Origin of the sequence: Citrobacter europaeus (genome assembly GCF_037482245.1) — a bacterium.
GTDB classification, from domain to species: domain Bacteria; phylum Pseudomonadota; class Gammaproteobacteria; order Enterobacterales; family Enterobacteriaceae; genus Citrobacter; species Citrobacter europaeus.
In genome coordinates, this window is record NZ_CP148084.1 from 615,947 (window position 1) to 638,139 (window position 22,193).

The 22,193-nt window shown below is 53.6% G+C and carries 15 protein-coding genes; 4 read left to right on the top strand and 11 right to left on the bottom strand.

Going from position 1 to position 22,193, the window contains the following annotated elements; translation table 11 throughout:
• Window positions 1–103: 103 nt before the first annotated feature.
• Window positions 104–1,405 (bottom strand): MFS transporter, encoded by a 1,302-nt coding sequence (locus WHR59_RS03040; RefSeq protein WP_043017738.1) that lies wholly within the window; start codon window positions 1,403–1,405, stop codon window positions 104–106.
• Between the two features lie 473 nt (window positions 1,406–1,878).
• On the opposite strand from WHR59_RS03040, the gene uxaC reads away from it, so the two are divergent.
• The 3 genes from uxaC (at window position 1,879) to WHR59_RS03055 (ending at window position 5,603) form a co-directional block, all read left to right on the top strand.
• A complete protein-coding gene (gene uxaC, locus WHR59_RS03045; protein WP_338843567.1) occupies window positions 1,879–3,291 on the top strand; it encodes a glucuronate isomerase in 1,413 nt (470 codons plus the stop codon).
• Window positions 3,292–3,452: 161 nt separating this feature from the next.
• Window positions 3,453–4,940 carry a UxaA family hydrolase gene (locus tag WHR59_RS03050; protein ID WP_047408444.1) on the top strand — a complete coding sequence of 496 codons (1,488 nt, stop codon included), beginning with the start codon at window positions 3,453–3,455 and terminating at the stop codon, window positions 4,938–4,940.
• A 108-nt stretch (window positions 4,941–5,048) separates the two neighbouring features.
• Window positions 5,049–5,603, top strand: coding sequence for a YgjV family protein (locus WHR59_RS03055; protein ID WP_043017735.1), 555 nt, complete (start codon window positions 5,049–5,051; stop codon window positions 5,601–5,603).
• A gap of 15 nt (window positions 5,604–5,618) precedes the next feature.
• Here the strand turns inward: WHR59_RS03055 and sstT are convergent, their stop codons facing one another.
• The 4 genes from sstT to WHR59_RS03075 all read right to left on the bottom strand — a co-directional run bounded on the left by sstT (window position 5,619) and on the right by WHR59_RS03075 (window position 9,915).
• Window positions 5,619–6,863, bottom strand: a complete 1,245-nt coding sequence (gene sstT, locus WHR59_RS03060) for a serine/threonine transporter SstT (protein WP_043017734.1) — start codon at window positions 6,861–6,863, stop codon at window positions 5,619–5,621.
• A gap of 240 nt (window positions 6,864–7,103) precedes the next feature.
• On the bottom strand, window positions 7,104–8,072 hold the full coding sequence (locus tag WHR59_RS03065) for a TerC family protein (RefSeq protein WP_043018010.1): 969 nt from the start codon (window positions 8,070–8,072) through the stop codon (window positions 7,104–7,106).
• Between the two features lie 271 nt (window positions 8,073–8,343).
• Window positions 8,344–9,342, bottom strand: coding sequence for a Gfo/Idh/MocA family oxidoreductase (locus WHR59_RS03070; protein WP_338843569.1), 999 nt, complete (start codon window positions 9,340–9,342; stop codon window positions 8,344–8,346).
• A 72-nt stretch (window positions 9,343–9,414) separates the two neighbouring features.
• Window positions 9,415–9,915 (bottom strand): M48 family metallopeptidase, encoded by a 501-nt coding sequence (locus WHR59_RS03075; RefSeq protein ID WP_338843570.1) that lies wholly within the window; start codon window positions 9,913–9,915, stop codon window positions 9,415–9,417.
• A gap of 202 nt (window positions 9,916–10,117) precedes the next feature.
• Between WHR59_RS03075 and rlmG the strand changes: the two genes are divergently transcribed.
• A complete protein-coding gene (rlmG, locus tag WHR59_RS03080) occupies window positions 10,118–11,254 on the top strand; it encodes a 23S rRNA (guanine(1835)-N(2))-methyltransferase RlmG (RefSeq protein ID WP_043017732.1) in 1,137 nt (378 codons plus the stop codon).
• A 53-nt stretch (window positions 11,255–11,307) separates the two neighbouring features.
• Here the strand turns inward: rlmG and WHR59_RS03085 are convergent, their stop codons facing one another.
• The 6 genes from WHR59_RS03085 to ebgA form a co-directional block, all read right to left on the bottom strand.
• Entirely contained in the window at window positions 11,308–13,326 is a 2,019-nt protein-coding gene (locus WHR59_RS03085; protein WP_043017731.1) for an FAD-dependent oxidoreductase, read from the bottom strand.
• A gap of 229 nt (window positions 13,327–13,555) precedes the next feature.
• Window positions 13,556–15,907, bottom strand: a complete 2,352-nt coding sequence (gene ygjK, locus WHR59_RS03090; RefSeq protein ID WP_338843571.1) for an alpha-glucosidase — start codon at window positions 15,905–15,907, stop codon at window positions 13,556–13,558.
• A gap of 16 nt (window positions 15,908–15,923) precedes the next feature.
• Window positions 15,924–16,985 (bottom strand): protein YgjJ, encoded by a 1,062-nt coding sequence (gene ygjJ / locus WHR59_RS03095; RefSeq protein WP_338843572.1) that lies wholly within the window; start codon window positions 16,983–16,985, stop codon window positions 15,924–15,926.
• 81 nt (window positions 16,986–17,066) lie between these two features.
• Window positions 17,067–18,500: an amino acid permease gene (locus tag WHR59_RS03100; RefSeq protein WP_043017728.1), complete on the bottom strand. Its 1,434-nt coding sequence runs from the start codon at window positions 18,498–18,500 to the stop codon at window positions 17,067–17,069.
• 65 nt (window positions 18,501–18,565) lie between these two features.
• A complete protein-coding gene (locus WHR59_RS03105; protein ID WP_003828536.1) occupies window positions 18,566–19,015 on the bottom strand; it encodes a beta-galactosidase subunit beta in 450 nt (149 codons plus the stop codon).
• Window positions 19,012–22,104, bottom strand: a complete 3,093-nt coding sequence (gene ebgA / locus WHR59_RS03110; protein ID WP_043017727.1) for a beta-galactosidase subunit alpha — start codon at window positions 22,102–22,104, stop codon at window positions 19,012–19,014. Before ebgA ends, WHR59_RS03105 begins: the two co-directional genes overlap by 4 nt.
• Between the last annotated feature and the right edge of the window lie 89 nt (window positions 22,105–22,193).

Consider the following 22,193-nt stretch of genomic DNA (forward strand, 5'->3'; position numbering starts at 1 on the left):
TTTGTTATACCACTTTTGCGAATACGGCTCCACTCGCGGCGACAAAAAAGCCGCCAGATAACTGGCGGCTTCACATTATATACCCTTGATGAATAACATCGGGTTAATTTTGCGTCGCGGGATCGCCGGTTTGTGAACCCGAATCTACCTCGCTGGCCGATTTGTTCTGCAATACCGTCCAGATGACTAACGCGCCGAGTAGGTCGAATACCGCCAGTACGGCGAACAGCGGGCTAAAGCCGATGGTGTCAGCCAGCGCGCCAACGACCAGTGCAAACAGCGTACTTGCGAGCCAGGCGGACATACCGGTCAGACCGTTTGCGGTTGCCACTTCATTACGACCAAATACGTCAGAAGAGAGCGTAATCAGGGCACCAGACAGCGCCTGGTGAGCAAAGCCGCCGACGCACAGCAGAGCGATAGCAATGTACGGACTGGTGAACAGGCCGATCATCCCTGGGCCAATCATCAGCAATGCGCCCATGGTGACGACCATTTTACGCGAAACGATCAGGTTAACCCCGAACCAGCGCTGGAACAGCGGCGGTAAATAACCCCCTACGATACAACCCAGGTCAGCAAACAGCATTGGCATCCAGGCAAACATCGCAATTTCTTTCAGGTTAAAGCCGTAGACTTTAAACATGAACAGCGGGATCCAGGCGTTGAAAGTACCCCAGGCCGGCTCTGCCAGGAAACGCGGCAGCGCGATACCCCAGAACTGACGGTTACGCAGGATCTGACCGAGGGACATTTTCTTCGCGGTACTGTTTTTATGCTGTGATTCCTGACCATTCAGAATGTAATCACGTTCTTCATCAGACAGTTTTTTCTGGTCGCGTGGGTGTTTGTAGAACACCAGCCAGGACATCGCCCAAATGAAGCTCAGTGCACCGGAAATAATGAATGCCATCTGCCAGCTGTGCATGACGATAGCCCAGACGACGAGCGGCGGAGCAATCATCGCGCCGATAGAAGAACCCACGTTAAAGTAACCTACGGCAATTGAACGCTCTTTAGCCGGGAACCATTCGGAGCTGGCTTTCAGACCTGCGGGGATCATCGCGGCTTCAGCGGCACCTACCGCGCCACGCGCCAGCGCCAGTCCACCCCAGCTGCCAGCCAATGCGGTCGCGCCGCAGAAGACGGCCCACAGAACGGCGAACATCGCGTAACCAATTTTAGTGCCGAGCACATCGAGCACATAGCCGGCAACGGGTTGCATTACGGTGTAAGCAGCAGAATACGCTGCGATGATATAGGAATACTGTTGAGTGGAGATGTGTAACTCTTCCATCAGAGTTGGCGCAGCTGCCGCCACAGTGTTACGTGTCAGGTAACCCAGCACGGTGCCAAGCGTCACCAGTGCGATCATGTACCAACGTAACCCTTTAATTTTACGCATGTAAAACCTCATCGTTTTGTTATTTCCGCGAACGAGCGGTCATCTTCCAGTTCAGGGAGGAGGATGTTCTTTTACGAGGGGGTAACCGAAAAAAAAGCCGGCACTCCCCGAACTTTGCCATGTCAATAATTGTGCTAATTCGGTTTCCGTACCGGTCAATCCGATGGTGATACATCGGTAATTTGCATTCCGTCGGCTTATGTATCGCGACGGCCAAAAGATAACTTGTCATACAGCTTTAAAAGGTGAGTGCCATCACAAAAGTGTGAATCTTCGTGTGGTCATTATTTCGATTCAGCAAAGCCAGTACTGGCGCGGCTTGACGCGTAATTTACCTCTTTGAGAGTAATTTTTTTGTCACCATTTGTTGATCTAACTCACGAAAATATCTTCAGTGTATGGAAATTGGTGTGATAACTTTGTCAACATCAAAACATAAGCAATCTGACGCACTCGCTGAGAGGAAGACGATAATGACCCCGTTTATGACTGAAGATTTCCTGCTGGACACCGAATTTGCCCGCCGTCTGTATCATGATTACGCCAAAGACCAGCCGATCTTCGATTACCACTGCCATTTACCACCGCAACAAATCGCTGAAAACTACCGTTTTAATAACCTGTATGACATCTGGCTGAAGGGCGACCACTATAAGTGGCGTGCGATGCGCACCAATGGCGTCGCTGAGCGCCTGTGTACCGGCGATGCGTCCGATCGTGAGAAGTTTGACGCCTGGGCCGCGACCGTACCGCACACCATCGGTAACCCGCTGTACCACTGGACCCACCTCGAACTACGTCGTCCGTTTGGTATTACAGGTAAGCTGCTGTCTCCTGCGACTGCGGACGAAATCTGGAACCAATGCAACGAACTGCTGGCGCAGGATAAATTCTCCGCGCGCGGCATCATGCAGCAGATGAACGTGAAAATGGTTGGTACCACCGATGACCCGATCGACTCTCTGGAGCATCACGCGGCCGTTGCTAAAGACGGAAGCTTTGATGTGAAAGTGCTGCCGAGCTGGCGTCCGGATAAAGCTTTCAACATCGAACTGGCAACCTTTAATGACTATATGGCGAAGCTGGGCGAAGTATCCGACACCGACATTCGTCGCTTCGCAGACCTGCAGACCGCGCTGACCAAACGTCTGGATCACTTCGCGGCTCACGGCTGTAAAGTCTCTGACCACGCGCTGGACGTGGTGCTGTTTGCTGAATCTAACGAATCTGAACTGGATAGTATTCTGGCGCGCCGCCTGGCGGGTGAAACCCTGAGCGAGCATGAAGTTGCCCAGTTTAAAACTGCCGTACTGGTGTTCCTCGGCGCAGAATACGCGCGTCGCGAATGGGTACAGCAGTACCACATCGGCGCGCTGCGTAATAACAACCTGCGTCAGTTCAAACTGCTGGGCGCGGATGTTGGCTTTGACTCCATCAACGACCGTCCGATGGCCGAAGAGCTGTCCAAACTGCTGAGCAAGCAGAACGAACAGAACCTGCTGCCGAAAACCATTCTGTACTGCCTGAACCCGCGCGATAACGAAGTGCTGGGCACCATGATCGGCAACTTCCAGGGCGAAGGTATGCCGGGCAAAATGCAGTTCGGTTCCGGCTGGTGGTTCAACGATCAGAAAGATGGGATGGAACGTCAGATGACGCAACTGGCCCAGCTTGGCCTGCTGAGCCGTTTTGTCGGCATGCTGACCGACAGCCGTAGCTTCCTGTCATACACGCGCCATGAATACTTCCGTCGTATCCTGTGCCAGATGATTGGCCGTTGGGTTGCGGCAGGTGAAGCACCGGTAGATATCCAGTTGCTGGGCGAAATGGTCAGAAATATTTGCTTTAACAATGCGCGTGATTACTTCGCCATTGAACTGAACTAAGAGCCTATCCATTAGGCTATTTTACTTGCCAGTTTGAACCTGGGCAGTGCTCAAAATCCTCACGTACTACGTGTACGCTCCGGTTTTTGCGCGCTGTCCGTGTCCAAACGGGCTGCGACAATATACGCCTACTGAAATAGGCTCTAAGGTCCGGGATTGATATGCAATACATCAAGATCCATGCGCTGGATAACGTCGTGGTAGCGCTCGCTGATTTGGCTGAAGGAACCGAAGTCACCGTTGATGGGCAGGCGGTAACCCTGCGTCAGGCGGTCTCTCGTGGCCATAAATTCGCTTTGCGCGATATTGCAAAAGGCGAAAACGTCATTAAATACGGTTTGCCAATTGGCCATACGCTGGTGGACGTTGCGGCGGGTGAGCATATTCATGCCCACAACACGCGCACGAATCTGAGCGACCTGGACACGTATAGCTACCACCCTGATTTTCAGGCGGAAGTTGCCCAACCGGCGGATCGCGATGTACAGATTTATCGCCGCGCGAACGGTGATGTCGGGGTACGTAACGAACTGTGGATCCTACCGACGGTAGGCTGCGTCAACGCCATGGCGCGTCAGATGCAGAACCGTTTTCTGAAAGAGACCAACGACGCCGAAGGTATCGATGGCGTACATCTTTTCAGTCACACCTACGGCTGTTCGCAACTGGGCGACGACCACATTAACACCCGCACCATGCTGCAAAACATGGTGCGTCACCCGAATGCGGGTGCGGTGCTGGTGGTGGGCCTTGGTTGTGAAAACAACCAGGTTGATGCCTTCCGTGAAACCTTAGGTGGGTACGATCCTGAGCGCGTTCACTTCATGGTCTGCCAACATCAGGAAGACGAAGTGGAAGCGGGGATTGAACATCTTCATCAGTTGTACAACGTGATGCGTAACGATAAGCGTGAGCCAGGTAAACTGGGCGAGCTGAAGTTTGGTCTGGAATGCGGCGGCTCTGACGGCCTGTCCGGTATTACCGCCAACCCGATGCTGGGCCGTTTTTCCGACTACGTGATTGCCAACGGCGGCACCACCGTGCTGACCGAAGTGCCGGAAATGTTCGGCGCCGAGCAGTTGCTGATGGACCACTGCCGTGACGAAGAAACGTTTGGCAAGCTGGTTACCATGGTCAATGACTTCAAGCAGTACTTCATTGCCCACGACCAACCGATTTACGAGAATCCATCCCCGGGTAACAAAGCGGGCGGTATCACCACGCTGGAAGACAAATCTCTGGGCTGCACGCAAAAAGCGGGCTCCAGCCAGGTGGTGGACGTACTGCGCTATGGCGAACGCCTGAAGACGCACGGCCTGAACCTGCTGAGCGCGCCGGGCAACGATGCTGTCGCGACCAGTGCTCTCGCGGGCGCGGGCTGTCATATGGTGCTGTTCAGTACCGGTCGCGGTACGCCGTACGGCGGTTTTGTGCCGACGGTGAAAATTGCCACCAACAGCGAACTGGCAGCGAAGAAAAAGCACTGGATCGATTTTGACGCCGGACAGCTGATCCACGGCAAAGCGATGCCGCAGTTACTGGAAGAATTTGTCGATACCATCGTCGATTTCGCTAACGGCAAGCAAACCTGCAACGAGCGGAATGATTTTAGAGAGTTAGCGATATTTAAAAGCGGCGTAACACTTTAATTGTAAAGACGTAGGCCTGATAAGCGCAGCGCCATCAGGCACAAACCGTTGCCGGATGGCGGCGAACTCGCCTTATCCGGCCTACGAGATAGAATTGGGGTTGCTTGCATGACCGCGTATTGGCTGGCCCAGGGCGTAGGTGTCATCGCCTTTCTGATCGGCATTACCACCTTTTTCAATCGCGATGAGCGCCGGTTCCGGCTGCAACTCGCCGTCTATAGCGCCACCATTGGCGTGCATTTTTTCCTGATGGGCGCCTGGCCTGCAGGAATGAGTGCCGAGCTTAACACCATCCGCACACTCGTCTCGATGCATACCCGCAAACTGTGGGTAATGACCGTTTTTATTATCCTCACCCTGGTTCTCGGGCTGGCGAAATTACAGCATGCGATGGAACTGTTGCCGATAATCGGCACGCTGGCCAGCACCTGGGCGCTGTTTCGCTGCCAGGGGTTAACCGTGCGCTGCGTAATGTGGTGCGCAACCGCCTGCTGGGTTATCCATAATTTTTGGTTAGGGTCGATTGGCGGGACGATGATCGAAGGTAGCTTTCTGGTGATGAACGGCCTGAACATTATTCGCTTCCGGCGGATGCAAAAACGCGGCATTGATCCATTCAAAATAGAAAAAAGCGTACAAGAAGAGAACCCCTCCGCCCGATGACGGAGGGAGCGGAGATTAGCCGCGCAGGGCGTTATTTGCCAGGCGCTCGTCTTCAGCCTGGCAGGCCGCAGCGGTAAACAGGACGTCTGTCGAAGAGTTCAGCGCCGTTTCACAGGAATCCTGCAATACGCCGATGATAAAGCCAACGGCAACAACCTGCATGGCGATGTCGTTCGGGATACCGAACATATTACACGCCAGTGGGATCAGCAGCAGAGAACCCCCCGCCACGCCCGATGCGCCACAGGCGCACAGCGAAGCCACCACGCTCAGTAACAGCGCCGTCGGTAAATCGACCGGAATACCCAGCGTATTCACCGCCGCCAGCGTCAGCACGGTAATGGTGATCGCCGCGCCTGCCATATTGATGGTGGCGCCCAACGGGATAGAGACCGAATAGGTATCACGATCCAGATTCAGCTTCTCACACAGCGCCATATTCACCGGAATATTTGCCGCGGAACTGCGGGTAAAGAAAGCGTACACGCCGCTTTCGCGCAGACAAGCCAGCACCAGCGGATACGGGTTACGGCGAATTTTCCAGAATACCAGCAGCGGGTTGATTACCAACGCTACCAGCAGCATACAACCTACCAGCACGGCCAGCAGTTGAGCGTAGCCCCAAAGCGTGGCAAAACCGGTGGTTGCCAGCGTGGAGGAAACCAGGCCGAAGATCCCGATCGGCGCGAAACGAATCACCAGCCTTACCATAAAGGTGACGGCGTTGGACATATCATTAACCAGGTTTTTGGTCGTTTCATTGCCGTGGCGCAGCGCAAAGCCCAAACCGACGGCCCATACCAGAATACCGATATAGTTGGCGTTAAGCAGGGCATCAATTGGGTTAGAAACCATGCTCATCAGCAGGCTGCGCATCACTTCGACGATACCAGACGGCGGCACAATATCACCGGCGCTGCTGGAAAGATGCAGTGTGGATGGGAAGGCGAAACTGAAGACAACAGCTGCTAACGCTGCGGAAAATGTTCCGAGCAGATAGAGGAACAGGATTGGGCGGATATTGGTTTTTTGCCCGTGCTGGTGGTTGGCGATAGAAGCCATCACCAGCATCAAAACCAGAATTGGCGCGACAGCTTTTAATGCGCCGACGAACAGCGTACCCAGCAGACCAACGGCTTCTGCCGCTGGTTTTGACACCAGTGCCAGTAAAATTCCCAGTACCAAACCGATCAGAATTTGTTTAACCAGGCTCCCTTGCGCCAAACGCGAGAATAGCCCCGATGAACGTTGCGTAGTCATGTAGTCATCCTTTGATTGTGTTGTTGCCTTACCTTTGTGCGTTCTGTTGACGCATCTTTCAGGGGGGCAAATGTTTGCATGGCTGAGTATAAGGAAAGAACGGGGGTCGGGAAGATAAATATCCTGGATTCCGCGTTGAGATCATATTTTATAACTTTGGATTAACATTGTTTTGACATGATAAACAAAAAGCCCGACGCACGCAGTGTGCTGTCGGGCTTTTCAGCTAGCAGATGAAACTTACTGAATTTGCTGCTTTTTATCGTGCTGGTGGTTGACCCACGCGTTCACAATCAGCGTCACAAACAGAATGCCAAATACCACGCCTAACGAGATAGCGATCGGGATATGGTAGAAATCGACGATCAGCATCTTAATACCGATAAACACCAGAATGACCGACAAACCGTACTTCAGCATGGAGAAACGCTCCGCCACGCCTGCCAGCAGGAAGTACATCGCGCGCAGACCCAAAATAGCAAACAGGTTCGAGGTCAACACGATGAACGGGTCGGTGGTGACGGCAAAGATAGCCGGGATACTGTCGACGGCAAAAATAACGTCGCTCAGTTCAACCAGAATCAACACCAGCATCAGCGGCGTGACAAACAGCAGGCCGTTTTTACGCACAAAGAATTTTTCATCTTCGATGGTATCGGTCATGCGTAAATGGCCGCGCAGCCAGCGTACTAACGGTCTGTCGCCAATACCGGAGGCATCTTCTTTCGCCAGCGCCATCTTCACGCCGGTAAACAACAGGAATGCGCCGAACACGTACAACAACCACTCAAACTGGGTGATAAGCCAACTGCCGGCGAAGATCATGATCGTACGCAGAACAATCGCGCCCAACACGCCATACACCAGCACCCGACGCTGCAACGCAGGCGGTACGGAGAAGTAGCTGAACAGCATTAACCAGACAAAGACGTTATCTACCGCCAGCGATTTTTCGATCAAATAGCCGGTAAGGAACGCCAGCGCCTGCGGGTCGGCAACGGCGCGGCCCTGGGTTTGGGCCAGGTACCACCAGAAGGCGGCGTTAAACAGTAACGACAGCGTTACCCAGACGATTGACCAGGCCGCAGCCTGCTTCATCGACATCGTATGCGCGCCACGACGACCCTGTAACAGCAGGTCGATGGCCAGCATAATAACCACCACGACAGCGAAGCCACCCCATAATAACGGTGTGCCGACAGTATTCATTGTATTTCCCCATGCATAAAAAAAACGGCCAACGCCGAATGGCATTAGCCGCTGCTTTTTATGCATAGACCTTGCCATTCGGCAAGGTCTCACTTACAACAACAAAGGAATACGATGGCGTATTCCTTTGTTATCGCCCGGCGACCGGATGTGGTTTTTCACACATCGTAATGACGATCAACCGACAACGAAGTTACTCCCCTTTGCGGGTTACAAAATATTACAGGCCATGCATTCAGTCAATGGCCTGCAACATTCGTTTTACACACCTTTACGCAGTCAGCGATGCTACCGCTTCGTCTGCCGGAAAAATCACGCCGGTCTGGCGGCGAATCTCCGTTTGCAGTTTGGCGGTGATACGACTGACGGTCAGTGCCGGGTGATCCACTTCGCCGGATTCAACCAAATGAGCAAAAGCCTCTGCCTCATACAGCATAGTATTGATGTGTTGAGGCGTCGTCAGATCCTGCGTTTTCCCCCCGCGAGGAACGAAGCACACTTTCTGACACTCGGAGATATGCTCGATGACCAACGATCCCGACTCGCCCTGAATTTCACTGGCTAATACCGAGTCGCTTACTTTTGAGTGCTGGAGCGTAACGCTGAAATCACCGTAATTCAGCACCACCACGCCGTGAGCGTCCACGCCGCTTTCCAGCAGGCTGGCGCTGGCCTGAACGCTCTGCGGCTCGCCCCACAGCGCAACCGCCGAGGCCAGGCAGTAAAAACCGATATCCATAATCGAGCCATTGGAGAATGCCGGATTAAACGTGTTCGGATTTTCACCGTCCAGATAGCGCTGGTAACGCGAGGAGTACTGGCAGTAATTGATAAACGCTTTCCTGATTCTTCCAACTTTGGGGAGCGATTGCTGCAACAGCAGGAAGTTAGGCAGGCTGGCGGTCTTAAACGCTTCAAACAGTACAACCTGATTTTCGCGCGCGCAGGAGATAGCGGCTTCGGCTTGCGTCAGGTTTGAGGCCAGCGGCTTTTCGCAAATAACATGTTTTTTATGCCGCAAAAACAGCTCGGTCTGCGGGAAGTGCAGGGAGTTTGGGCTGGCGATGTAGACAGCGTTGATTGCCTCACTTTGCGCCATCGCTTCCAGCGAAGTAAACAGATGCTCGACGGGGTAATCGTTGGCGAAGGTCTGCGCCTGCTCAAGGCTACGGGAATAAACTGCGGTTAACTTATATTTGCCGGTTTCATGGGCGGCATCGACAAACTGGCGAGTGATCCAGTTTGTGCCAATTACTGCAAAACGTATCATAAAGGCCTTCAGGCTGCGAAAAGGGATTCTTTCGTCAATTTAGCATGCCCTGAAGACAAAGCCAGTGCGCGACTACGCAGTTTGCTTTAACGATTGTTGCGTTAACCACAGGCGGGTATCGAACTCCAGTTGATGATACTGAGGTTCCATATGACAGCACAGCTGGTAAAACGCTTTGTCGTGCTCTTTTTCTTTCAGATGCGCCAGTTCATGAACGACGATCATACGCAAAAAGGGTTCCGGGGCATTGCGAAAGACGGTGGCGACGCGGATCTCCGCTTTAGCTTTGAGTTTGCCGCCCTGCACGCGAGAAACGGCAGTATGCAGTCCCAGCGCATTCTTCAGAACGTGGATTTTGCTGTCATACATGACTTTATTCAGCGGCGGGGCATTGCGCAGAAACTGATTTTTCAGATCCTGAGTATATTGCCAGAGCGCTTTGTCGGTGGCGAAATTGTGGGTGCCAGGATAGCGTTTTTCCAGCACTGCGCCCAGGCGCTGTTCAGCTATCAGCGTTCTCACCTGAGAAAGCAAATGTTCCGGATAGCCCTGGAGGTAAGTTAGTTGGTTCATTCATGTCCCATCCACTTCATCCTTCAAACTGCCTCTGTGTTGGCTGCGTTCGCGCACCCCAGTCACGTACTAAATGTACGCTCCCGGGGATTCGCTCACTTGCCGCCTTGATGCAACTTGAATGATTTTGTGTATTCAAAATGTTGTATACTCACGCACCCTTTTCAGGGATACGCCGAAATTTTACCATTCAGGAGGGCCGATGAGCCACACAGACAACGGTTTCCGTTCACTGACACTTAAACGTTTCCCGGAAACGGACGACGTTAACCCGCTGCTGGCGTGGGAAGCGGCGGATGAATATCTGCTGCAACAGCTGGACGATACCGAGATTAGCGGCCCGGTGCTGATCCTGAATGATACCTTCGGCGCGCTGGGCTGTGCGCTGGCGGAACATACGCCGTACAGCATTGGCGACTCCTATCTCAGCGAGCTTGCCACACGCGAGAACCTGCGCCACAACGATATCGCCGAGTCGAGCGTCAAATTCCTCGACAGCACCGCGGAGTATCCGCAGGCGCCGGGCGTGGTGCTGATAAAGCTGCCAAAAACCATGGCGCTGCTGGAGCAGCAGCTGCGCGCGCTGCGCGAAGTGGTAACGCCGCAAACGCGCATCATCGCTGGGGCAAAAGCGCGTGATGTGCATACCTCGACGCTGGAACTGTTTGAAAAAGTGCTGGGTCCAACCACCACGACGCTGGCGTGGAAAAAAGCGCGTCTAATCAACTGTACATTCAGCAAACCTGAGCTGGCCGCTGCCTCGCAAACGCTGAGCTGGAAGCTGGAAGGTACCGACTGGACTATCCATAACCACGCTAACGTCTTCTCCCGTACCGGGCTGGATATCGGCGCGCGCTTTTTTATCGAGCATCTGCCGGAAAACCTCGAGGGGGAGATTGTGGATCTCGGCTGCGGTAACGGCGTTATCGGTATGACGCTGCTGGCGAAGAACCCGGAAGCCAGCGTGGTATTTGTTGATGAATCGCCGATGGCGGTGGCTTCAAGCCGTTTGAACGTGGAAAGTAACATGCCTGAAGCGCTGGATCGCTGCGAGTTTATGATCAACAACGCGCTGTCTGGCGTCGAACCGTTCCGCTTTAACGCCGTGCTGTGCAACCCTCCGTTCCATCAAAAGCACGCGCTGACGGATAACATTGCCTGGGAGATGTTCCACCACGCCCGCCGCTGCCTGAAAATCAACGGTGAGCTGTACATTGTGGCTAACCGTCACCTCGACTACTTCCACAAGCTGAAGAAGATTTTCGGCAACTGCGTAACCATTGCCACCAATAATAAATTTGTGGTGCTGAAGGCGGTTAAAACCGGTCGTCGTCGCTAACAGGGATGCCGGATGGCGGCTAACGCCTTATCCGGCCTACGAATTACATCCTGTTAAATTTCCAGCGCCAGTCGGGTGCCTTGCGCAATAGCACGTCGGGCATCCAGTTCCATCGCCACATCGCAGCCGCCGATCAGATGCACCGTTTTACCTGCCGCATGGAGCGGATCGACCAGCTCACGGCGCGGCTCTTGTCCGGCGCAAATCACCACGTTATCCACGTTAAAGATCACCGGTTCACCGTTCAGCACGACGTGTAACCCATCATCATCAATCTTCTGATAACTGACTGCAGGGATCATTTTTACGCCGCGTGAGAGCAGGGTGGTGCGATGGATCCACCCCGTCGTTTTACCTAAACCTTGTCCCGGTTTGCTGGCTTTGCGCTGCAGCATCACTATCTGGCGCGGGCTGCGGGATAAGTGCGGACCTTCCGGGCGTAAACCGCCAGGCTGTTGCAGGCTGGTGTCGATCCCCCATTCCACGCAGAACTCCGCAATGTTCTGGCTGGTGGGATCGCCGGGCTGGCTCAGATACATGGCAGTATCGAAACCGATCCCGCCGCAGCCAACGATTGCCACGCGTTTGCCCACTGGCGTTTTATCGCGCAGGACGTCGAGATAGCTCAGCACTTTAGGATGTTCGATCCCCTCGATCGGCGGCATGCGCGGCTCGATCCCGCTGGCAAGGATCACTTCGTCGAAGGTGTGCAGATCGCGTGCGCTGACAAAGTGATTCAGCTTTAGCGTCACGCCAGTCACGTCGATCATCCGGCGGTAGTAGCGCAGGGTTTCATAGAATTCTTCTTTGCCGGGGATCTGTTTGGCGATATTAAACTGCCCGCCAATCTCGCCATGCGCGTCAAACAGCGTGACGTGATGTCCGCGTGCAGCAGCATTAATAGCGAAGGCGAGGCCGGCAGGGCCTGCGCCGACAACCGCCAGATTTTTCTGCACAGTTGCCGCAACGATCGGCATTTTGGTTTCATGGCAGGCTCGCGGATTCACCAGACAAGAGGTGACTTTGCCGACGAAGATCTGATCGAGACAGGCCTGGTTACAGCCGATACAGGTGTTGATCTCATCTGCTCGTCCGGTCTGCGCTTTTGACAGCAGTTCGGCATCGGCGAGGAACGGACGGGCCATCGACACCATATCGGCGTCGCCACGGGCCAGAATGTCATCGGCGACCTGGGGATCGTTAATGCGGTTGGTGGTGACCAGTGGGATCGTCACATGCCCTTTTAGCTTACGCGTCACCCAACTAAACGCGCCGCGCGGTACCGGGGTAGCGATAGTGGGAATACGCGCCTCATGCCAGCCAATACCGGTGTTAATAATGGTGGCCCCGGCGGCTTCTATAGCCTGCGCCAACTGGACGGTTTCGTCGAAGGTTCCACCGTTTTCCACCAGATCGAGCATCGACAGGCGGAAGATAATAATAAAGTCATTCCCGGCACGCTGGCGTACCGCTCGCACCACCTCAACGGCAAAACGCATGCGGTTGGCATACTCACCGCCCCATTGGTCATCGCGCTGGTTGGTACGCAGAGTCAGGAATTCGTTGATGAGATACCCTTCCGAACCCATCACTTCTACGCCATCGTAGCCCGCTTCCCGTGCCAGCTGCGCGCAGTGGGCAAAATCTTCAATCAACTGCAGCACTTCATCGTGCGTCAGTTCATGCGGCGTAAAGCGGTTGATTGGCGCCTGAATGGCAGAAGGCGCCACCAGATGCGGCTGGTAGCTGTAACGCCCGGTATGCAGAATTTGCAGGGCGATTTTGCCGCCTTCATCATGCACGGCATCGGTAATGACACGATGGTGTGCAAGCTGGCTGGTGTCGTTGAGCATCGCGCCACCTTCCATCCCTACGCCGGAAAGCGCAGGCGCAATGCCTCCGCTCACAATCAGAGCCACACCGTGACGGGCGCGTTCGGCGTAGAACGCGGCCAGCCGTTGGGCACCGTCGGGATACTCCTCCAGCCCGGTATGCATTGAACCCATCAGCACGCGGTTTTTAAGCGTGGTGAAGCCTAAATCGAGCGGGGCAAACAGCGACGGATAGCTCATAAAGGTGTCCAGTATGTAAAATTATTGTTATGTGGTCGGATGAGTTAATAATTTAGCCGTCGCCGCGTAAAAGGGAAAAGGGGAATGCCGTGATTGTGATGGGATTCAAAAAAGGAGTGGGAGCAGAGAATGAATTTGCCGAATGTCGGTGCAAGCACCTAACCCGGCCGGTGAAAATGTGTCTTTGTGGGCCGGATGAGCGAAACGTCATCCGGCAAAATGCTACCGATTACTGTTTTTTAAGAAAATCGTTATACAGCATATAGAGATGCGCCGCGCTCCAGGAGAAGTTCGGTGCGCCCTGTTGGGCGCCGGTCAATGGGTTATAGTTTTCCTGAATCGGACCGTCTGCGGTCAGGCCTTTGGCGTGGCTGAAGAAGGTATCCGCCAGTTTTAACGCTTCATCGCGATAGCCGTAACGCTCCATCCCTTTTAGCCCGAACCAGAACTGATCCACCCAGACGCGCCCGCGCCAGTATATATCCGCGCCGAAAGCCGGGTTGGTCAACGCCGCCGTGCCAAGCGGGACAAAGGTGTTGAACTCTTTGGGGTCGAGCATCACCTTAATTACCGCGTCCGCATGGGTCTGCGTCGCCGCACCGTTAAACAGCGGCGACCAGCCTTCCGGCCCTTTGCCGCGTTCGACGATCGGTTTACCCGCACAGCCGTTTGCCAGCGGGGTATCTTCGATCCTGACGTCATAGAAGAATTGGGTGTCAGGGTCGAACATACAGGTATTGATGTAATCCGCGAGATTTTGCGCCAACTGGCGGTAGCGCTGCGCCTCCTGGTGTTTACCGAGCAGGGTCGCCATCTGCGCCAGATAATGGTTGTCGCTGTACATGTAGCTGGCCTGATCCACCGACTCCTGCATTAGCGAGTAACCCAGCAACTTACCGTCTTTACTGCGGTTTTCGGCAAATTTCACCACCCAGTCGCTGCGTTTTCCACCGCTCGCGACGTATTTATCCAGTTGATCTTTATCGATAAAACCGAATACTGCCGCATCATCACGACCGGACTCCCACGAGGCGGCAACCTGTGCCGGGATCTCCAGGCTGTCATACTGGCCTTTATCGATCACGGCGGCGTAGTTGTTCAGTCCAAAGAGGGTTTCTTCCTTGTCGCCTTTTTTCACCGTAAACAGCATTTCACCGCTGTCGGTATTGTGGGCTTTATCGCGCGTAGCACCGTATTCCGGCACGCCGTTGCCGTTGTGATCGCGGTTACGCAGCCACCAGTCGTGATACGCCACCAGTTTTGGATACATCTCTTCGAGCCAGGCCTTGTCTTTGGTGACGTTGTAAACCTCCATCACCGACCAGGCCGCCAGGCTGGGTTTGGTGTTGCGCTCGTTCCAGTTACCGCCGTCGCCGCCGCGTTCCGGGCTGAGATTCCAGGCAATCAGGTCGGGAAGGAATCCGGCATCCTGCGCACGAACCGGATCGCCAGGTTTAACCTGCCATGAAAAGACGGCGCGAATGTTCTCTTTGGCGATATCCGGGTTAAAGTGCGCCATGGCGAAGGCCTGCTTCCAGGTGTCCCACGGCCAGGTTTGGTTGCCGGAGAACCAGCGGCCGGTGACCGAAGGCGTCACGGTATTGTGTTTTACCGCCCCGCCTGGCGAGCGCCAGTTGCCGTTCAGCGTTTCAATAGCTTTAACCGCGACCCGGGTTTGTTCCGTTGTGGCATCCGGGTTGGTTAAGCCTTTTTGCAGATAATCTGCCCAGCGCTTTTGCGATGCCGCAAGATACCAGGCCGGGCGCGCCAGAATATCGCGGATCTGCGGCTGCTCTTTCGCCACATCCTCGGCGGTAAGCAGATGAGAATAGGTGGTGTAGAAAGTGGTTGAACCTTTGATATGGGCCTTCCCCATGAAGCGATGACCGTTAACCGTCGTTTTCATGGCGACAGATTTATGCACCTGATACTCCGACTCACCGGAGGTGAGCAGATCCCAGGTTGAGCGCACTTTGCCGAAGGTGACTTTCAGGCCATCGTGTGTGGCGGTGATTTTGCGCTGATAGCCAGGGAATTCGCCATCAATGGTTTTATCTGACAGCGCTTTTCCCTCTTTGGCTTCCAGCTTCGATAGCAGGTCGCCGTCCCACACCAGATCCAGCGGCGTGTCGCTGGTGATTTTGGTTTCCAGCAGCGAGGTGCGGGGACTGGCAAAACGCAGCGTCATCTCTATTTGCACATGCTTAGATGACAGCTTTTGCACCAGCGCGCCCGGAATGCTGTAGGCCTCAAGTGCGAAATCGACCTTTTTACCGTGCTGGTACACCGTCAGACGGTCAAAATTATTGGCCATAAAATTGATGTATTCTTCGGTCAGCAATGCCACGCCCGGAAAGCCGCCCATCGTGGCGGGACCGTCCGGCAGCAAATGACCGTGCCAGGCGCCAAGATCGAAAAAGGGATTAAAGCGCTGGTGGTCGTCGTGATCGTAGTCATGCATGTAGCCCGGCGCACCGGTGCGATTAATGATGTTTTTAAAGTCGTCAGCACTGGCGGCATGCGCGGAGACGTTCATCAGCAGGATGCAGGCCAGCGGCGTAAGAAGAGGTTTCATGTTCATGGTGTTCCGGTCCTTGTTACCAATAGAAATATTGCATCAGGAAGATTTGGTCGCTCGGGTCGCCAGATGCATTCTGCATATAGAACCGGCTGTCGAAGGCGGTAGCGAAACGCCCGCCGCCGTATTCATACCAGATACCGAACTGTATAAAGGAAGTGGTTTCGTCCTCATAGCTATCCGGTCGGTGTTTGGCGTAACTATAAGCGGTGGAGAGGTAAACGCCTTTTAGTGCTTCATACATCGCGCTGACCATATAGCCGGTCTCGGTGCCGGGCACATCCAGCCCGTCGGCGCGGCCCGTGTGGTGCCAGGCGCGGGCGGCGAAGTTGGGCGAGAGGATACCGGTCAGGAACAACTGTCCGGTACCATCCATTATCTCCAGGCCGTTCATCCAGGTTACGCCTTCGATCAGATCGTACTGGATGTAGCCGTTCATCATGGCCGGATAGGTATATTTATCGTCGTAGCGATCGTATTTACCAAAGTGCAGCCAGGCTTTGCTCTCGTCGTGGTGTCCGGCGGGCGTCGCGGTCACGCTGTAGCGCAAAGGACCGGTCAGGTTTTGCACCTTAATGGCGGTCATGATGTCGCGGGTATTAGGAATGACGTAGCCCAGGTCTGGAGTGAAATCCCCCCACCATTGCAGGTCATCCAGCGAAGAGTCCTGGCGCAGGCTGAGCATCAGCTCCGTGCCATCATCGGTGCGGTAACCACCGTAAAAGCGGTTGATCCCGCCTTCGAATCCGCCCCAGCTATGGTCAGGAACCCAGGCATTGCCCTGATGGTCCGCTTGTACGGTCCAGCCCTCGCCGTAGATCAGACCAAACCACGAGCCGTGTTTTATCTCCAGGCCACCTTCTATATAGGTACCATCGCTGTACTTATGTTTATCTTTTCCTTCTAAATCCATATATCCACCCATGCCCAATTCGCCATAAAAACGAAATGACGGGGAAGATATTTCGGGCGTTTTCGTGTCGTCGTGTTCTGCAGGGCGAACTTCTTCTGCACCCAGAGAGGAGACGCAGAAAAAGGGCAGGGCAATAATTGCCCTGCAACAATGGCTAATGTTTTTCATGCTTTATCCTAAGCAAATAAAATTTAATTTTTATTGTTATAGCCTTGGCGAATATTGTTTATTGTTATTATGTTTTAGTCATTAATTGATATCTGAAGCAGGGGCCGCCTCAATAGCTTTTTCTTCTTTGGTCAGCCCTTTGATGTATTTACTGTATTTCCACCAGGCGAAGCCGAGGAAAATAACAATGCCACCAACGTTATAGAAAATAATGGTTATGATGTTACCGCCGGTCGGGAAGGTAGAGGCGATAAATCCGATGGTGAAAAGAACAATCAGCATCGAGACCACAATAATGCCGGTTTTTTGTGAACCCATACGGAAGTCACGCGGTAAGTGATCCAGTTTTGCGCGCAGATTCAGGTAAGCCAGCATAATAAACAGCGGCGGCAGCATCGATGCGGCGGCGGTCATGTTGATGATGGTGTTCATTAAATCCTGCACGGTATTGGAGCCAAGGGTTGGGATAATCATCAGCGGGATAACGATCAGGAACTGGATCCACGCTGCGCGGGCCGGAACGCCATTTTCATTCAGTTCGACGGTTTTTTTACCGAAAATACCCGCCGGAATTTCAGAGAAGAAGATCTTCACCGGCGTGGCGGTCCACATCAGCAGAGAGCCGAACATCGCGGTAAAGGAGACCAGGCCGACAAAGCGGTTCACGACCAGTTCCGGCAGGCCGAAATATGCCGCCAGGCCGTGGAATACCTGCACCGAACCACCGGTGAACTTCAGCTCTTTGCTGCTGACAAAGACGTTGATCAGCACCGAGGAGATGGAATAGAGCACGCCGATAAAAATCCCGGCAATGATAATGACCTTCACGAATGATTTGGAACCGCCCTTGACGTCGTTGACGTACACCGCCACCGACTCTGCGCCGCCTGCCGCCATAAAGATCCAGGTGGTGATACCCAGGAAGGCCCAGTTAAAATTCGGGATCATTGCGTCTACGGTGATAGGGTCAGCAGGCTGTACGCCGCCAACCAGCGCAGTACCCGCCAGTAAGATATAGGATAGCGTCAGCAGCAGCATCAACGTGGAGGTGACTGAGGTAATTGGTCCTAACATTTTTGCGCCGTTGGTCGAAACCCAGGTGGAGAAGGCAAACAGCACCATACTTAACACGGTAGTCGCGAACGGCGTCAGAATGTATTCGTAGCCTAAAAAAGCATATGAGGCGTAGGCGATAACGCGGGGCAAAAGCGAGGTAAAAAAGAACAGATTAACGAACCAGTAGGTGTAGGCGGTAATAAATGCCCAACGTCCGCCCAGCGAACTTTTTACCCATGCGTAGACACCGGCTTCGGAGTTTTTATTCAGCGAAACAAATTCGGCGATGATTAAACAGAATGGAATAAAGTAGAAAATCGTCGCGAGGAAAAACATCGGTGCGGATGCCAGACCAAGCTCAATATTATTATTGATTACGTTATTAAAACTATAAACCGCGGCAAAAGTGAGTGAAAGTAAGCCGAACTTGCCGATGGTATTACGTTTGGTATCAGACATAGCACATCTCCGATTCCTGATTATTATAGGGTACTGGCGGCGCAACGTCGGCGCCGCCTGTGTTTTTATTTATTATGAAAATAACCATCTTCGATGGTGACTTTGAGTACGACTTTTTTCACTGCGTTATTACAAATAAAACGATAGGCCTCATGGTTGTCACAAATAACCATTTGTCCTTCGTGCACTTCTACGGTTTTTCCACAACCTTTCAGATATTCGCGATCGGTTTCATCGCGATAGTATTCAACCACCTGGAGATCCTCTTTGGCGGCATACTCTATTTTTTGCTGTCCTTGCAGGTAGTAATGGATCTCAAAATAACGACGATGGCCGGTAAACAGCGCATCGGTCGCGGAGTCTGTTTCCACGCGGTAGCTCAGGGAATCACCGATCGAGTGGGCGACGCCTGGCTGAATATTGTCAATATTTTCAATAGCCTCGACGCAGCGTTGCCATTTCCGACCCGAAGCATAGCGTTGCTGGAACTGCTCTAAGTTGTCGATGATCCTCATTTTGTATTCTCGCTGTGCAAATTCGTGGAAAAGAATCCGGTGCCAAAGGCGCGGTTGGCGGTGGTTTGAGCGCCAGACTCGCTGCCGGAAAACGGCAACAACGTGAAGCCGTAGCTGAATGATGTAAACCAGACGCGCCAGGAATCGAGCACCTCACTTCCCCACGAATTGGAACCTAGTCCCAACAACTGGTGGTCCAGATTCAGGGTGATGTCATCGCTACGCTGTAGCGCGTTGCAGTGCTGTGCGGCGAAGATATTTTCTGGCGTATAGCGCCAGGCGCTCAGGTTGACAGGGCGCTGCCCAACCACCAGAAGACCGTTGCCGTGGCGGTTGGTTAGCGTTGCCCAGCGCACGTCCTGACGATTGCCGTTGTTTTGCGGGAACGGATAATTTTCGAACATCTCATCCACGCTGCTGCGCCAGATGTCGATGATGTTGGCCTGCTGGCTATCGGCATAGTTTTCACCGGGACCACGTCCGTAATATGCCACCTGGCCCAAATCACCGTTGATGCCCATCGTGAAGCCGATGCAAGGAATGATGTCCCGGTACTCTCCGTAAGGCTGGCCGGAAAGCTCTACGTTCAACTGACCGTCCGCGGCAATGCGCCAGCGATAGGTGCAGCGCATACCGAAATCGAATACCGGCGGGGCGATAATGGTCTGGCTGGTTATCAGCAGCGCATCATCGGTTTGCTCAAGGGTAAACTCGCGCAGATGCTCCTGCATAATCTGTAAATGATTCGGCTGCCAGAGGCCTTCGAACTCTTGCTTGTGGTTATCAATGGTCGGTTTGAAGAAATTAATCTTCGGCTCGCGGGTAATCAGCTCTTCGCCATTGACGTTCCAGGCGATCGGCTTACCGGTCAGCTTTGAGAAGGTCAGATGGAAGTTATAACCGCGAACGGTGCAGCTCTGGCGGCTGTCTTCCAGCGTCAGAGGGGTGGAATTTTGCAGACTAAACGGTACGGTAGCCGCCGTTCTGGCTTTCAGTGGAAACTGATACGTCGCGATGTGATGCCCGGCTTCGCTGTATAGCGTGCGGGAATCTTTCGTCACACTGACGTTAAGGAACGCTTCGCGCGCATCCAGCTCCGGCAGTGCGCATTGCAGGAGCGCATCGCTGTTGGGAGGAACGTCACGTAGTTTTATCTGCTGAACAGAGAGCGTATCTCCTTCGGCGCGAACCTCAATATGCAAGGTGTAGTCGTCAAGCGTGGTGAACCACAGTTTGTTTTCTACCCGCAGTTCGCCGCGAGCCAGATCCTGTGCGCGTACTTTCACTGGCGCAATTACCTGCTTGTACTCTTGCAGTCCTGGTCCTGGGGTTTGATCGGAATAAATCAGGCCATCAAGGCAGAAGTTGTAGTTGTTCGGATAGTCGCCGTAGTCGCCGCCATAGTTGTACCAGACGTTGCCGTCGTCATCTTTGGCCTGAATCCCGTGATCGCACCACTCCCAGACATAGTGCCCCTGAATGCAATCATGCTGATAGAAGACGTTCTGATATTCCGTTAGCCCGCCGGGACCGTTACCCATGGCGTGCGCATACTCGCAGATGATGCGTGGCTTAGGATGCGGATATTCACCAAACTCATTCATCAGCGGCACGCGGGTGTACATGGTGGAGATGATATCCACCACTTCGGCGTCACGATCTTCTTCGTAATGGATCAAACGCGTGTCATCCAGCGCTTTTGCAGCGTGATACATGGCGCGGATGTTACAGCCGTATCCGGATTCGTTGCCGAGTGACCAGATGACGATCGACGGGTGGTTTTTCTGCGCATGGACGTGGCGCACGATGCGCTCAACGTAGACATTTTCCCATAGCGGATCGTCGGTTATCCGGCTGATATCGCCGATATTAGCGAAGCCGTGAGATTCAACGTCGGTTTCGGCCATCACGAACAGACCGTAGATATCGCACAATTCATAGAAGCGCGGATCGTTCGGGTAATGGGCGGTGCGTACGGAGTTGATATTGTGCTGCTTCATTAACAGCAGATCTTTTTCAACGCGATCCATACCGACCGCGCGGCCCTTAAGATGATCGTTATCGTGGCGGTTAACGCCATGCAGCATCACGTAGCGATTATTGATGTAAAACAGACCGTCGCGAACTTTAATATCGCGGAATCCGACGCGCTGTGGCACGACTTCAAGGATGTTGCCGCTGGCATCTTTCAGCGTCATCACCAGATGGTAGAGATACGGCGATTCCGCCGACCACTGCTGCGGCGCGCTAACCTTGAAATTAAACGCGGTCTGCGTTTGTTTATCCACCTTCAGGGTATTAATCACGCCGCTATGCAGCGCCTGCTCAGCGTCAAACAAGGTGTATTCGAGCGACGCTATCGCCGGCGTGGCGGCCAGGTTTTCCAGCGCAATGTCGCAAGAGAGGGTGGCGTCGCGATAGTCATCATCGAACTCGGTGCGAACGGTAAAATCCTGAATATGGGTCGCCTGTTTGCCTACCAGATAGACGTCGCGGAAAATTCCCGCCGACCACCACATGTCCTGGTCTTCAACGTAGGTGGAGTCAGCCCATTGCATTACGCGAACGCACAGCAGGTTGTCACCGGTGCGCACCATTGCGCTGATATCAAATTCGGCCGTCAGGCGGCTGCCTTTGCTGAAGCCAACGTACTGACCATTCACGTAAACTTCGAAGTAGGTTTCTACGCCATCAAACTTTATCAGCGTCTGTTTGCCTTGCCAGCCTTCGCTGAGGGAGAAAATGCGCTGGTAGGCTCCGGTGGGGTTATTGGTCGGAACGTAGGGGACGTCAATCGGGAAAGGAAAACCTTCGTCGGTATACTGCAGCTTACCGTGTCCTTCCATCTGCCACATGCCTGGGACGGTGATGCTGCCCCAGTCGTTCATAAATTGCGACGTAAAGGCTTCCGGCACCTGTAGCGGATGCTCAAAGAACTGAAAATTCCACTGACCGCTTAACAGTTGAAAGAGGCTGCTGGTTTCGCGGGCAAACGAGCGAGCCTGTGCAACGGAGTCATAAGAGAAAAAATATGCGCGTGGCGCCAGTCGATTTTCGTGGGTGAGCTGAATGTTTTCCCAGCGATTCATAAGGCCTCCCGGTGGAGAAAAATCGGAACCATTCATTGTAATGGTGAGTAAGTGTAATTGATGGTGATTTTAGTAAAAGTTTTACTAAA